The 13932-nt window shown below is 52.0% G+C and carries 17 protein-coding genes; 4 read left to right on the top strand and 13 right to left on the bottom strand.

The features are described from left to right. Positions 1–75: 75 nt before the first annotated feature. Positions 76–540 carry an REP-associated tyrosine transposase gene (locus tag L2Y54_RS17575; protein WP_236497930.1) on the bottom strand — a complete coding sequence of 155 codons (465 nt, stop codon included), beginning with the start codon at positions 538–540 and terminating at the stop codon, positions 76–78. A 12-nt stretch (positions 541–552) separates the two neighbouring features. Here L2Y54_RS17575 and L2Y54_RS17570 point away from each other — a divergent pair, with 12 nt between their 5' ends. Continuing rightward, positions 553–717 carry a hypothetical protein gene (locus tag L2Y54_RS17570; RefSeq protein WP_236497929.1) on the top strand — a complete coding sequence of 55 codons (165 nt, stop codon included), beginning with the start codon at positions 553–555 and terminating at the stop codon, positions 715–717. Positions 718–763: 46 nt separating this feature from the next. Here L2Y54_RS17570 and L2Y54_RS17565 read toward each other — a convergent pair whose 3' ends face one another. Continuing rightward, the gene (locus L2Y54_RS17565) at positions 764–1900 is read right to left on the bottom strand and encodes a formylglycine-generating enzyme family protein (RefSeq protein ID WP_236497928.1); all 1137 of its coding nucleotides are present in this window, start codon (positions 1898–1900) and stop codon (positions 764–766) included. 159 nt (positions 1901–2059) lie between these two features. On the opposite strand from L2Y54_RS17565, the gene opgC reads away from it, so the two are divergent. Further along, on the top strand, positions 2060–3289 hold the full coding sequence (opgC, locus tag L2Y54_RS17560) for an OpgC domain-containing protein (protein ID WP_236497927.1): 1230 nt from the start codon (positions 2060–2062) through the stop codon (positions 3287–3289). 97 nt (positions 3290–3386) lie between these two features. On the opposite strand, the gene L2Y54_RS17555 is transcribed toward opgC, so the two are convergent. The 6 genes from L2Y54_RS17555 to L2Y54_RS17530 all read right to left on the bottom strand — a co-directional run bounded on the left by L2Y54_RS17555 (position 3387) and on the right by L2Y54_RS17530 (position 10196). Then, entirely contained in the window at positions 3387–4127 is a 741-nt protein-coding gene (locus tag L2Y54_RS17555; RefSeq protein ID WP_236497926.1) for a dolichyl-phosphate beta-glucosyltransferase, read from the bottom strand. Then, positions 4120–4518: a DMT family transporter gene (locus L2Y54_RS17550; RefSeq protein WP_236497925.1), complete on the bottom strand. Its 399-nt coding sequence runs from the start codon at positions 4516–4518 to the stop codon at positions 4120–4122. Before L2Y54_RS17550 ends, L2Y54_RS17555 begins: the two co-directional genes overlap by 8 nt. Beyond that, positions 4515–4880 (bottom strand): DMT family transporter, encoded by a 366-nt coding sequence (locus L2Y54_RS17545; RefSeq protein ID WP_202718581.1) that lies wholly within the window; start codon positions 4878–4880, stop codon positions 4515–4517. The genes L2Y54_RS17550 and L2Y54_RS17545 overlap by 4 nt, the downstream gene beginning before the upstream one ends. Then, the gene (locus L2Y54_RS17540) at positions 4880–7402 is read right to left on the bottom strand and encodes a TIM-barrel domain-containing protein (protein WP_236497924.1); all 2523 of its coding nucleotides are present in this window, start codon (positions 7400–7402) and stop codon (positions 4880–4882) included. The genes L2Y54_RS17545 and L2Y54_RS17540 overlap by 1 nt, the downstream gene beginning before the upstream one ends. Before the next feature lie 5 nt (positions 7403–7407). Next, complete coding sequence (locus L2Y54_RS17535; protein ID WP_236497922.1) at positions 7408–8916, bottom strand: ArnT family glycosyltransferase; 1509 nt, start codon at positions 8914–8916, stop codon at positions 7408–7410. A gap of 137 nt (positions 8917–9053) precedes the next feature. After that, positions 9054–10196: an OmpA family protein gene (locus L2Y54_RS17530; protein WP_236497920.1), complete on the bottom strand. Its 1143-nt coding sequence runs from the start codon at positions 10194–10196 to the stop codon at positions 9054–9056. Between the two features lie 125 nt (positions 10197–10321). Here L2Y54_RS17530 and L2Y54_RS17525 point away from each other — a divergent pair, with 125 nt between their 5' ends. After that, the gene (locus L2Y54_RS17525; protein WP_236497918.1) at positions 10322–11680 is read left to right on the top strand and encodes a DUF3131 domain-containing protein; all 1359 of its coding nucleotides are present in this window, start codon (positions 10322–10324) and stop codon (positions 11678–11680) included. A gap of 78 nt (positions 11681–11758) precedes the next feature. Here the strand turns inward: L2Y54_RS17525 and L2Y54_RS17520 are convergent, their stop codons facing one another. From L2Y54_RS17520 to L2Y54_RS17510, 3 genes are all read right to left on the bottom strand, one after another. After that, positions 11759–12013 carry a type II toxin-antitoxin system Phd/YefM family antitoxin gene (locus L2Y54_RS17520; protein WP_236497917.1) on the bottom strand — a complete coding sequence of 85 codons (255 nt, stop codon included), beginning with the start codon at positions 12011–12013 and terminating at the stop codon, positions 11759–11761. 145 nt (positions 12014–12158) lie between these two features. Continuing rightward, positions 12159–12659, bottom strand: a complete 501-nt coding sequence (locus L2Y54_RS17515; protein ID WP_236497915.1) for a PIN domain-containing protein — start codon at positions 12657–12659, stop codon at positions 12159–12161. Then, entirely contained in the window at positions 12656–12988 is a 333-nt protein-coding gene (locus tag L2Y54_RS17510; RefSeq protein WP_236497913.1) for a type II toxin-antitoxin system prevent-host-death family antitoxin, read from the bottom strand. The genes L2Y54_RS17515 and L2Y54_RS17510 overlap by 4 nt, the downstream gene beginning before the upstream one ends. Before the next feature lie 49 nt (positions 12989–13037). On the opposite strand from L2Y54_RS17510, the gene L2Y54_RS17505 reads away from it, so the two are divergent. Next, the gene (locus tag L2Y54_RS17505) at positions 13038–13367 is read left to right on the top strand and encodes a XisI protein (protein WP_236497912.1); all 330 of its coding nucleotides are present in this window, start codon (positions 13038–13040) and stop codon (positions 13365–13367) included. Positions 13368–13371: 4 nt separating this feature from the next. Here L2Y54_RS17505 and L2Y54_RS17500 read toward each other — a convergent pair whose 3' ends face one another. Continuing rightward, positions 13372–13629 carry a BrnA antitoxin family protein gene (locus tag L2Y54_RS17500; protein ID WP_236497911.1) on the bottom strand — a complete coding sequence of 86 codons (258 nt, stop codon included), beginning with the start codon at positions 13627–13629 and terminating at the stop codon, positions 13372–13374. Next, complete coding sequence (locus tag L2Y54_RS17495; RefSeq protein WP_236497910.1) at positions 13626–13910, bottom strand: BrnT family toxin; 285 nt, start codon at positions 13908–13910, stop codon at positions 13626–13628. The genes L2Y54_RS17500 and L2Y54_RS17495 overlap by 4 nt, the downstream gene beginning before the upstream one ends. Between the last annotated feature and the right edge of the window lie 22 nt (positions 13911–13932).

Genomic DNA, 13932 nt, shown 5'->3' with positions numbered 1-13932 from the left:
TTCCCTCGACACCCTCTCTTTTCCTCGCTGGCGATTATCCTAAATTATCCCCGCCAACAATCCCATCCGCCACCATCACGATTTATCCCCCTTCACCCAGACCGCATCCCAATGCGAATATTCCCGCACACTCTCCACCAATCCCGCCCGCACCGGATTATTGATGATATAACGCGCCACCGTAGTTATGTCTTCCCCTTGCCGAATTGCCCGATCATGAAACCCGCGTTGCCAAATCGACCAGCCACAACATTTGCTGGTGAGGGATTTCACGCTTTGTACCGTAGCCGACAAGGTTTTGCGGTTGCCAAGCTGCATCAGCCAGTGCAGATGATCCGGCATCACTACAAAACATAAAGTTTGCGTATCCCCATTGATGTCATGTTCACGCAATACCTGAATCAGACTACGGGCGGCGTGCCATTCCGCAAACACAGGGACACGTTCACGGGTCACAATCGTAATCGAATAGACTTGCTGGGGAATGGAGATACGCCCTTTGCGCAGGGCGTTACCTTGATGGTATCTGGCTTCTAGCATGACAGTATTTTTATGAAGGATTTGAAACGTGAGAATAGGAAGGGTAGCAAGGCGGAGCAAGATTTTTCGGGTGAGTGGTGGCGGTCATTTGTGATGGATGGGGAGGATGCGTCGCGGGAAGGCATCGGCGGGAAGAAATCGCCTGCGTGGCAGGCTCCTACGGGGATGCATTCTTAACACAATCGTAGGAGCGAGCCATGCTCGCGATTCCCGCATCCGTGGTTCAGCGGACAGGTAATGGGAGACCGCAAACAACACGAAAACCTATGATGCTGTCACGGTAATCTCGTTCAAGGTCGAAACGCCCGGAAGAGTACAGGTCGCTTGAATAGTAATACCACGCCCCCCCGCGAACCACACGCCGACCACAGTCGCCGTTACTTTCCCATGCCGTGCTATCCTTGGGGGCATCAGTGTAATTGTCATGCCAACAGTCTTGCGTCCATTCCCACACATTGCCGTGCATATCCTGTAAGCCCCATTGATTGGGTTTGAAACTCCCTACTGGAGCAGTCTGTTTGCGATCCCACTCACTACCACAATCAGCGCAATTGGCGTTGTTTTTGCCAACATCATCCCCCCAAAAATAGTCTGTAGTCGTCCCCGCCCGTGCGGCATATTCCCATTCCGCTTCCGTTGGTAAACGGCAGCTTTCCCCGGTTTCCTTCGATAGCCAATTCACATAACCTTGTGCATCATCCCATGACACATTGATCACCGGACGGGTATCACGTCCCCACTTTTCATCGTCGGGGAATTCAACCTTATCGTCGGAGAATTCAACCTCATTCTGTTTCATCAGCCAAACGTAATAATCGTATTCGGCAAAAGTAATTTCATGCTGACTCATGCGGAACGGCTGCTTAATTGTCACGGTATGGATAGGTTTTTCATCACTGTCTCCGTTTTCGCTGCCCATCTGAAACTCACCCGCCGGGATTTCCACCATCGTCGGCAACGGCACAAACCCCAACCGCCACCAAGGTTGATCATCCTGCGCCCACCACCACGCCACTTGCCCGGTAATTCCCACCATCACCGCCAATAAAAACACCCCCAACCGCACCAACCAATATTTCCAACACCGTGTCCGCGTAGGAGCCTGCCTTGCAGGCGATTCCCTAGCGGCTGTGGTGGTCGTTGTTACGAGGGAATCGCCAGCAGGGCTGGCTCCTACGAGGTGTGTGTTGATGCAGCCGGTTTGCCACCAAGCGACCAGCGCCAGCAAGATTGCCAGTACTATCGTTACCCAGACGGGCAATGTGCCATCATGCAACAGCAAAAAACCGCTACCAACGCCTGCAATCAAGCCAAGCACTGGCAATAGAAAAATGTTGGAGATGGTTTGCTTTTCTATCAACGTTCACCCGCCGATTCCAATCTAATGGGGTAGCCTACACCCACCGATAGCACTTCTCAATCCTCCGCTTACCGTATGGCGGCTAGTGCTTGCCACACGATTGCCTTCAGTCATAGCATGGATAAACGCAATATAAAAACCGATAAATGGCGGTAACACATGACGACAGACACCCTCCGTGCTTCGCGCACTTTTTCTGATTGGATTCCGGCGAGTTGGGCATACCCCGAAACGGGTGCAACCCGTGACTTACGCTTTGATTATATGCGTGGCTTTGTTATCCCGCTCTTATTTGCCACCCATTTTGATTTCTTTTCCCTGCTGATGTTCGTCGGTTGGGAGCGCATTGGTATCGTGTCAACCGCTGAGATTTTCGTCATCCTGTCTGGGGTAGTGGTCGGGATGGTGTACGGTAAGAAGGTCAAGCGCGATGGTCTGCCCGCGACCATGCCGGGGCTGATTCAGCGTTCGGTGGATTTGTACCGCATCAGTGTGGTGATGATTTTGTTGGTGGCGGCAATCCGTTATGTGCCGTGGATCGATAGCACTGTCATTACCACTTTTTTCGATGCGCCCAATAATCAAACCTACCAACTTTATCCACCACTGGATGGCAGCCTGTCTACACTGATCAGTAAAGCGTTGCTGCTGCAAATTGGCCCGCACCAGTTTCAGGTGATTGGTATGTATGTGGTGATGTTCATCTTGATCACGCCACTGGTGTTTTTCATGTTGAGCAAACAACGGGTCTGGCTGCTGTTGGGGATTAGTTGGGTGGTGTATGCCATCCATTATGGTGCGCCGTTTCAGTCGTTACGCCCCACCGGGGCACAGTTTGAATATGCGTTTCCGATCATGGCTTGGCAGTTGATTTACGTGCACGGCATCGTGGTGGGCTATTACAAGCAAGAGGTGGTAGCGTTTTTCCGCACCGTGTGGGGCAAGTGGCTAATAGTGGCGAGTGTATTGTTGTCCTTAGGGTTCATGTTTTTGACTTGGAACCATCCATTGCCGCACATCCCGCAGTGGATTACCTTGAATATGATTCCGGCGGAAACCTTCCATTATCTCAATAATGAGTATTTTTCCAAAAGTAAGATCGGTATTGGGCGTTTGTTGAATGTGGTGGTGCTGTTTATCAGCATTTACGCGCTGCTGACGCTGTGCTGGCAGCCGCTGAACCGTGCTTTGGGATGGTTTTTTATTCCGTTGGGACAGGCATCCTTGTATGTGTTTTTCATTCACGTGTTCCTGCTGCTGGCGATTATGAATACGCCATTGCCGGGGTATAAGGATTTCTGGATCAATACCGCGCTGCATATTGGTTTGCTGGCGGTGGTGTGGGTCATGGTGAAAAAGGAATTTTTGTTCCGCTGGATTCCACATTAAGTTAGCAGTCATCAGTTTCACGCTGTTGTAAAACGATAGGGGTGCATGGCATCCCTATCCTATTATCAGCTCTCGCGCTACGTTGCGGATAGCTTCATTACATCGCCCGATGCAACCAGCGAATCTTTAATAAATCCGTAAACATGCGTAGCGAGTCCTTAATCGGGTCAACTTTAGAGCCGTCCATGTGTTCCCACTTCACTGCCACTTCTTTGATTTTGAAGCCTTGCTTGCGGGCAATGTACAAATGCTCCACGTCAAACCCAAACCCGTAAATACGCTGCAATAACGCAATCCGCTGCGCTGCTTCACGCCGATACGCCTTAAACCCGCATTGGGTATCTTTAATCCCCGGCACTGACAATGTGCGTACTGCCATATTAAAGATCAAACTCATCGCATCGCGATACCAAGGCTTTTTTTCCACCTCGGAATCCGCCAATTTGCGTGAACCGATCACCACATCGAAGCCTTGCTCAAAATACGGCAACAGCTTCTCGACTTCCTCAATCGGCGTGGAAAGATCCGCATCGCTAAACAGCACGATGTCGCCGGATGCTTTGATCATGCCGCGTGCAATCGAAAAGCCTTTGCCGACGTTTTTGATGTTTTCCATCAACTGGCCTTCCTCCTGCTCCTTGGTTTCCTTGCCGTAAATGTCGATGAACTTCACCACTTCGGTCGTCAAATCGCGGCTGCCATCGTCCACCACAATGATTTCGCTGCGGTACGACTGTTGCGACAGGTAGTCTTTCACCTTGTACAACGAATCGGCAATCCGGCTTTGCTCGTTGTACGCCGGGATAATGATAGAAAGGTAAGGTCGTTCGTTATTCATGATTATTTGCCTTCGTCGGAGTTGCCACCAGCGCCACGCCCAGCATGATCAGCACAATTCCCACCGTTTTTTCCAGCGTGAACGATTCGCCAATCCGGGGCCACAGCACCGCGCCTAAATACACCAAAATATACCCCACACTCAGTAAAGGGTACGCCACGCTCAGTTCAAAATGCCCAAGCACATAAATCCACACCAGCATTGCAATGCCGTAACACACAATGCCCGCGACTACCCACAGCACGCCAAACCACTGTTCCGCGCTCACCGTACCGGATTGCAACGCCGGGAAAAACGCCGCCAGCGCTCCCACCGACTGCATTCCTGCCTTCATGAACAATTGCCCCAATGCGCCGCAAATAATGGAAGTCGCCATTAGTAACCATTTCATAACACGCCCCCCACCAGCAGCGAGATGCCCGCCATAATGAATGCCGTTCCCAACCAGCGACGCGGCGGAATGGTTTCGTGAAACAGCCAACGCGCCGCCAGCATCACCACCACGTAACCCATGCTCAACATTGGGTAAGCGACACTCAATTCCAGCTTGCCCAACACCACCAGCCACAGCAGCAAACCCGTGCCGAGAAAGAAAATGCTCAATAAAATGTTACGCTTCAACAACAGTTGGAGTGGCGAACCGCGATGTGTTGCCAAATCCTGTGCTGCGAGTTTCTGGAAAATTTGCGCCGCACTGCTGCACCCAATCGACACGACCAGCAACACGTAAACCCATGCGGGAACGTTAGCCATCACTTTTTCTCCTGCGCTCCATAGCGAATCTCGATGTGGTGCGCTTGTTTGGCTGCCAACGCTGGCAAGCGCACACTCAAGGTATTGGAATTGCTGCGTTGCCAACCGAAGCCGGATTTATCCGCTGCTGGCACAGGCTTGCCATCCACCAGTACGGCGGCAACTTGAGCAATTTCTGCCAGCACCAACTGTACCTCACGCTGCGCTGGCGCACCTTGATAATCGCCTTGCGCCGCCTCGATCCAAACATGCTGAAGGTCAGCATCACGCTGTTGGCGGATGCGAGTGGTACGGACTTTGCCCTGTGTGTAGGCGGTGGTTTCGCCATCGTCTTCATACAACGTGAATGCGCTGGCTTGGTGGTGTGGGAAAACTTTCAGCTTCAATAATGCGGGTTTCTCCATGCTGTCCGGCTTGCGCCCGAAAGCATCGACGCTGCTGTCACCCACCTCCAACAGTGGAATAATTGCCCCCGCACGCGCATACAAGGGCAAGTGGTACAACTTATCGTGGAACAGCGGCACATCTTCCAGCCACTCGCCTTTGCTGCTTTGCCATGCGTGGCTGTGGTAATCAAACCATTCGCCTTTGGGTAAATACACCGGCATGGTTTTGCTATCTGAGCGCGTTTCCAATGCCGCCAACAAGCTATCACCAATCAGCTTTTGTGCTCCCATGCCGCGCAAGGTCGGGTCGGCTTCATCCGCGTAAATGACCGGCGCAATAATCGGATCGCCCTGCCGGTAAGCGCGGTGTGCCAAGGCATAGTAGTAAGGGATCAGCTCGTAACGCAGCCGTGTATTGGCACGATTGCTGGCAATATCGCCCACTTTGTCGGGTGCGGTCTGGTAGCAATTACACACATTATCCGCGTGCGGGCGTAATGGCAGATCAATCAATGCCGACACCGCAAACCAGCGCGTGTACAGTTGGTCATAATCTTCCGGCTTCCCGTCAAACGAATTGCGGTAAAACCCGCCAGTATCCGACCCGAAATAATCGACACCGGATAAACTCATGTGCATCTGCGCATTCAAATGGGACGCAAGGTTTTTCAAGCGTGCCGGAATATCCCCCGACCACATCCCCGCGCCGTAACGCTGCATCCCTGCGCCACCTGCGCGTGACAACATAAACGGGCGTTGTTCGTGGTGATTACGTTGATAACCGTCGAAAATCGAGCGATGCCACAGTAAATTGTAGAGGTTATGCACATCGGCATGGCGGGTTTTGCCGGGGCTAAAACCGTGATAAACCCCATCAGCGGCAAAATCCATTGGTTCGCCCAAATCCGTCCAATGCCCCATAACCCCCATGTCGACCAGCGGTTGGCGTTTCCAGTCATGCCAGAATGCGCCCGCTGCCGGATTGCTCCAATCCAGCATTCCGCCTTTGCCCCACCAGGGTTTTTTCGCCAGATACACCGGCTGACCGTCAGGCTGTTTCACCAGAAAACCTTTGTCGTGCAGCTTTTGGTGTTCGGGCAAGCCTTTGCTGATGTAGGATTCCTCAATCAACATCACCCCAAGGTGCTGCTCTTGCGCCAGTTGCTTGAGCTTGGCAGCAGGTTCGGGGAAATGGCTTTCATCCCACGCCAATTTACCCATGCTGCTGTTGTCGGAATTGTCGCGGATACCGCCAAACCACTGCAAATCCATCACCATGCCATCCAGCGGAAAAGCGTTTTTCTGCAAGGATTGGCTCACGCCATCCAGTTCCGCCCAATCGTCATAACCAAATTCCGACATCCACAACCCAAACAGCTTGCGATTAGGAATCAGCGGCTTGCCCACCAATTGCATGTAGCCACGCCGCAAATCCGCCAGTGAATCCCCCACCCGCACGTAAAAACGCAAATCATCGCCACCGTTTACCCCGACTTTGAACGGGTCGTGCTGGAAATCCCAATTTTGCGGGTAACTGTTATCCAGAAACAACGCCCAGGGGGTCGCATCCTTGCCCAAGGCATACAGAATCGGAAACTGGGTATTGCCCACCAAACCGCCTGGCGCATCCACCATTTGGTTGCCGTATTGGCTGCCAGCCACCCGCTTGCCGCGTTGTAACCAATCCCCATCGCTGATCCCCGGTGCGGGGTGTGATTGCCCCAAACCGTACAGTTGTTGGGTGTTGCCTTTTGCCATTGCCAGCGTCAGCCAACCCTGTTCACCCGTGCCGGGGCAGAACTGGCTTACCTCGTGTTGTTTGGCTTTGTCATACAGGGTTAAGCAGAGTGACGCTTCATCCAAGGTCATGCGCAGACGTTTGCTTTCGCTGATTTGTTTGCCGGATTCGCGACGGCTTTCTGTTTTGAGCGGTTTTTGGGTGGCATCTAGCACGTAAGGGCTGGCGGGAAAGGCGGCTTGCTCACACGCTGCGCCCGTGCGGTAACTGGCTCGCAACCAGCCGGATTCCAACAGTTCTGCCGTCAAACATTCCGCGCCGTGACGCGCCGACAACGGCGACGCTGCCGCTGTCCCCGCCCATAACAGCAAGAGTGGTGCTATCCAATAAATTTTCATGCCCATCACTTAAACATCGCATCGGCATTGGTCGGAATGCGTGGCGGTCGGGTACTTTTGTACAGCTCTAATACCCCGCTGTTCCGACTACTCATCACGGGCGCAGTCTGCCAAGGGATTTCCACAAGCTTTTCATAACCCCGGCTGAGCATAACCCCGCGTAGATCATGATTGGCTTTGGGTTGAATCAGGTTATTGAGGAAAACATAGGTAAACTTGCTGTCCCAAACCGCTTCGATCGCATCTTTTTTCTCGTATTTGCCATCCCGATTGTTGTCGATCCAACCCAATTCTTTAATGTGATTCTGCGGCAATTGACCAAACGCTAGGTAACGCATCAAATACGGATCTTCGCTGGCAATGGTGACATTTTCATCCAATGGCAACGCCGCTATTGTCGTGATGATAGGGCGGACATCTGGGTAAGCGATTTCCATCTCACGCAAAAATCCATGATTCAGCCACGCCATCCCCAATACCAGAACTGCCGCTACCGCTTGCGCCAGCGGTTTGAACTGGAAATGTTGCAAGCCTTGCCACAGCAACCACGCCATCACCGGTACGAGGAAAAATAGCCCGTACACCAGATGCTTAAACAGGGAAATCATGTTTTGCCCGTGCAAATGGTAAGCCGCTAAGGGTAACGCCAACGCCAGCAACACCAATAAAATGAGTGTATTACGTTCACGCAATGCTTGCCCGCGCCACCGCCACACCTGCCATCCCAATGCTCCTAACCACAATAATAGGGGCAACGCCAAATACATCATTTCCATACGCAAAATAAAAGCATAATCGGCATTGATCCCGTGCGTTCCTTTGATCTGAACAGTGTAAAGGCCCTGTAAATCCTGCCAATGCCAGCCCACATACGCGCCCAACACCACGCTCATGCCTAAGCCAAACAAAACGCCTACCACCGGGGATAGCCACAACGCCACCAAGGTCAGCAGTGGCACATACACCACCACAATGTATTTACTGGTAACAGCTAACGCACACAGCACCACCGCTGCCAACAACGCCAGATAACGCGCTTTGCCCGCCTGACGGCACGCCAGTAACAACGGGGCAAGTGACAGGCTGAAAAACGCCAAGGCAATAATGTCGTAGGTGGCAAATTTACTGATGAAAATATGCGCTGCTTGCATCGCTAACAACGCCACACTCAGCCACGCTACCGCGACACTATCGAACAACTGACGGGCAAACTGATACATCCCCACCAGTGACAACAAACCGAACAACCCGGCGACGGCTCGCGCTCCGCTTAATCCACCAAGAAACTCACCGATACCGAGGATGTACCAATTCAAATTCGAGCCAAAAATATAGAAATACGTCCCCCAATCCTTACCCGCCAGCAATTGCTTGCCGACAAACAAATAATCGTATTCGTCGATATGCCCGCCGTTAAAATTGAGCATCAAACGCATGGCGATCGAAAACAACACACCGCACGCGATAGCGATGAGGAATACAGAAGGCTTATTGCTGGGCGTTAGGGTTGCCACAAGCATTCTCCCTTGGATTTGTTATAAGGCATTAGGGGGTAGGCATACCCTATGGCGGTACACGCTTGCTTACCGTCATATTAATGAATAAATTGATGAACTCGACATAAAAACTGATAAATGGCGGTGGTGTGGGGTTATTTTGGCTTGATCGGCGTGATCATGACACGCCGATTGGCTGCCCAAGCGGTTTCATTATCACCTTCCACCAACGGCTTGCGCTTGCCGTAAAAGCGCAGGTCAAATTGTTCTTCATCCACCCCGTTATCGACCAGATAATTGCGGATAGCCACTGCTCGCCGGGCTGAAAGCACATCATTGTATTCATGGCTGGAACGCTGGTCGGCGTGGGTTTCGATGCGGTAACGGTATTGTGGGCAGGCTTTCATATTGTCGGCGATTTTTTCTAAAATGCCGCCCTTGGTGTCACTGATGCTGGCGGCGGCGGTCGGGAAAATTTCCGCGTACAGCAAAATGGCGGTATCGCAGGCGAGTGCTTCGGCATCCGTGGTTTCACGCAATTCGACGGGTTTATCAGTGCTGGCGACGGGGGGGGTATCTGTTGCGGGTTTGTCACTGACGGGTGGGGTATCTTTTTTGGGTTTGTCAGTGCTGGCGGGCGGAGTATCTGCCTTGGGTTTTGCTGGCGTTTTCGCCGATTTTTTCTGCCATTCTTGGTAATCTTTATCCGCTTTTTGCTTGGCAGCAATGAAATTATCGACGGTTTTCAGCACGACTTCGCTGAGCCATTTGCCAGTGTCGCTGCAATCGGTGGTGTTGTGACCTTCACCCCAAGTCGCTAATTTGTGATTGAGCAACGGATGGCGCAGCGTGCTTCCGCCTTGGGTGAAGGATGTCCAGATGCCAGCGGTGCAACATTGGGCGTTGTATTCAATGCGTGGTTCGCCCGGCTTGAATGGCCCCAGATGTTTGGGGTAGCTGGGAAACATGCTCATTTCCGGTTGACCGGGCGTTTTCTCCAGCGCTTCCTTGCTGAGTAAGCGCATTCCGGCTTTTTCCAGCCGCTTGACCACCGCGTCTTTCAGGTCAGCTTGCAACTTGACGTTTTTGGGTTTGGCACTGTTGATTACATCGTCGAGATTGATGTATAGCCCAGTTAAGCCTTGCAAGGACAAGTTGCTGGGTTGGTAATCTTCCTTGCCTACCGGCACTGGCGTATCAGGGCAGGCGGGATAAGGTTCAGGTTTGACTTCATTGGCATAGACGCTGCTGATGCAAAGTGTGGAAAACAGCATTGCCAGCGGGTATTTCAATAACATAGCTTGTTATCCATTATTGTTATGATGCCTTGTATAGTACAGGTGCGTTTATCCGACTGCAATTGACACCCGACGATTGAGAGGGTAAGAATCAGCACTTCCCCACAGCCGGAATAACAACAATCATGCTGCGCTTTACCCTGACCTTACCCGTGATCCTGTGTTGCAGCGTATGGCTGAATATCGCCCATGCTGCCGAAGCGCCCAAAGCTGCCCCTCAGCATTGCCCCGCCCGCATTGGGCAACTGGATGAACGTGATCGGGCAATGGCAAAGCTGGCATGGCAATATTTCGAGAACAACCGCCAGCCGGAAACCGGGCTGGTGAATGCAGCGGATAATTACCCTTCCACCACACTGTGGGATGTTGGCTCAACGCTGGCAGCCTTTATCGCCGCTGAAAAGCTGGGGCTGATTGAGCGCGAACGTTTCGATAAAGACATTGGGCAAATGCTTTACACGCTGCGTAACCTTGACCTGTTCAATGGCGAAGCCCCGAATAAGGTATACAACACCAAAACCGCGCAAAAAGTGGATTACCGTAATCAACCCTCGCAAACCGGTATCGGGATTTCCACGCTGGACTTGGGGCGGTTGGTGTCCTGGCTGAATATCCTCGCTTGTCTGCACCCGCAACACGCTGACAAAGCCCGCAAAGTGCTAGAAAGCTGGAATTTTTGCCGCTTGCTGGAACACGGGCAAATGTACGGTTTGGCTTTCAAAGACGAGGATGGCTCGGTGGAAGTGCAGCAGGAAGGTCGTCTCGGTTACGAGCAATACGCCGCCAAAGCCTTCCGCCAGTTGGGTTTCGATCTGAGCCTATCGGCGCGTTACCACAATCAGTATGCCACTGATGCTACTGTTTCCGGGGTGAAATTGCTGGTAGATTCACGTGATGCGTCGACCTTGGGGGCGCACAATTACGTGGTGTCCGAATCTTACGCGATGGATGCAATGGAACACGGGGTGGATAGCGAAAACAAACCGCTGTTGGAAACCATTTATCAGGTGCAGCAACGCCGCTGGGAACAGACAGGCACTGTCACGGCAGTTTCCGAAGACAATATCGACCGTAAACCTTACTTTGTTTACAACACCATTTTCAGCGATGACATCCCTTGGGCAGCGATTACCGATAAGGGCGAAGACATGTCGGCGTTGCGCACGGTTTCGGTGAAGGCGGCGATTTCGATGGCGTATTTGTTCCCAGAACGTGAATACAGCAAGGTGTTGCTGGGAACGGTGCAAGCTGCTAAAAATCCCAAAGGTGGCTGGTATTCCGGCATTTACGAAAACCCCGAACTCGGTTTGAACAAGGCAACTACCGCGAATACCAACGGGGTGATTTTGTCAGTGTTGCTGCATAAGATGTACGGGGCGCTGAATCAGCAATGCAAGCAGTGCGGCAAAGGGGTGACGCTGACACCGGAGTTTCTGGCGTTTAATCAGAATAAGAAGCAGTGTTTGGCGGCGGGGAAGTTTTAAGCTTGATACGCCTGTGCTGGCACAGATGCGGTACGAATAGCCGCACTGATTAAGGTGCTGGTATCAAAAACAATCGATTTAACGAAGCTCATGCACCAACCTGTTTACGTCTTCGTCGGTCAAATCGGCAGTACGCGGGTTGTTTGCATGACGCTTGCAGTAGTTTTCATACCAAGCGGCGGCATTCTTGCCCAGCAATTCCTGCATGTCTTCGATTGAAATAACCATCGCCACCGGGCGACCACGGCGGGTGATGGTGACGGGTTCGCGCTGGGCTGTATCAATCAGCTTGCCAAACTGGTTTTGGGCTTCAAGTGAGGTTATCGTAGGCATGTTTTGCTCCTGCCAAACAGGTAATACGCCTATTATAGCTGTTTCAGGGGTAAGATTCTGCGGTAATTGACGGCATATCCGTTTGATTGACGGTAAAATCTGGATTCAGTATGACGGCACGAAAGAAGGCGATGGCGTGAATGCCTTATTCTCCCGCCAGTTCGAGCAGTTTTCTGATCAAAGCGGCGGATAAGCGATAGCCTGCTTTTTTTAGCGCCCCTAACTCAACTGCAACACTGAGAATGTACCCGTGGCGTTTGGCTGCCAATAAAACCGCTCCGATGCCTGCAATGGGTACGCCGCGCCGGATCGCTACCTCCCGCCCTTTGCGTTCATCAATCAACAGGAAACGGGCGTTCATGGCTTCTGCCAATGCAATGGCTTCAGACTCGCCCATATCCAGTGTCTGGCGTAGTTCGGCGTATGTTTCGGCAGAAAACTGCTCACTGTTGGCGATATGTAGCCAACCAGCTTCCAAGGCTGCTTTCAGCTTTTGACTACCCGGACGTTGGGCATCAGGTTTCAGCTCGGCGTAGACAGCGGGTGGAATCCAGATTTCGGTATAAAGCAGATGCAACAACTCAAGTTGATTGATGCGTGCCAACCCAATTAACGGGCTGGAATCAGCAATGACAATACCGCTCAAAGTGCGTGCTCCAGTTCCGCCTCTAGTTCTTCAGGCGGGTAATCCACTGCATCAATGCCGCTTGAGCCTAGCAACTCGATGAATGCTTCCAGATCAATACCAGCGAAACGGGCGGCTTGGGCAAGCGTCATCTGGCGGGATTGTACGAAATGTAATGCCATTGTCCGCTGTATGCCGTGGCGCAGCAGATTTTCGTCAAAAGGAATCGCCAGCATGGAAGGCTTGCCGTGCTTGGTGATGATGGTCATGTGTCCCTGTTCGGCGTGCTTGATCAACTCGCCGGAACGGTTGCGCAAATCGCGAGCAGAAAAGACTTCGACAGCTTGCATGGTGTGTTCCCCGGAATGGTTATGTACACAAAGTGTAGCATAACTTGTTTTGAAGCGGATCAATTGTTGCTGGATACGGGGTCTGTGCGTATTACACACCCAATACAAGCCGGTGTATGGCGACATCGAAACCACCGTCAGCTTTGATGACGAACATGCCAACTACGCTTTGTTGCAATCAGGCTGGGATGGGGATGATTACCTGCATGGCGCGATTGTCCATATTCGTTTGATCGACGGCAAAATCTGGATTCAGTATGACGGCACGGAAGAAGGCGTTGCTACCGAATTGCTGGAAGCGGGTGTGCCGAAAGCGCATATCGTGCTGGGATTTAGGCATCCCAGCGAGCGGAAATATAGTGGGCTGGCGGTGGCGTGAGTGATCAGGCAGCTACTTGCTGCTGTTCAGCCTTTATTTCTTCACGGATGACACGGCGCAAGGTGGTTTCCAGTGATTCGCCCTGCTGCTTGATGTGTGCCTTCAATGCTTCATTGATCAGGCTTTGGTAATTGCCACCGCCTTCTACCTGTTTCCGAAACCAGTCAACCACGTCAGGATCAAGCCGGATGGTGATCTTTTCCTTGTTGGCCTTGATGACCGCGCCGCGTTTGCCGCCGCTAAAATCGTACTGTTCTTTCATGTGCCACCTGCAAATTGCGTGCGTTCTTTGGGGTCTGCCTTGCGAGCAGAAATAATGCGGATAACATCAACATCGCGGTAGACATGAATCACCACGACTACGCGACTTTTGACATCCAGCCCAAGGGCAATGTAACGCTGTTCGTCGTGCAGTTCCGGGTCTTCAATGATGATGGTGTCATCGTCGTAGAAAATCCCGGTGACATCAGCGAAATCCACGCCATGCTTCTTGATGTTGGCTTGCCGCTTACGTTCATCCCATACAAAGTAGAATTCTTCCATATATGGCTTTTGTACATACAAA

The sequence above is a fragment of the Thiothrix winogradskyi genome, from assembly GCF_021650935.1.
Classification (GTDB): domain Bacteria; phylum Pseudomonadota; class Gammaproteobacteria; order Thiotrichales; family Thiotrichaceae; genus Thiothrix; species Thiothrix winogradskyi.
This window is presented reverse-complemented; position numbering and strand designations above follow the sequence as displayed.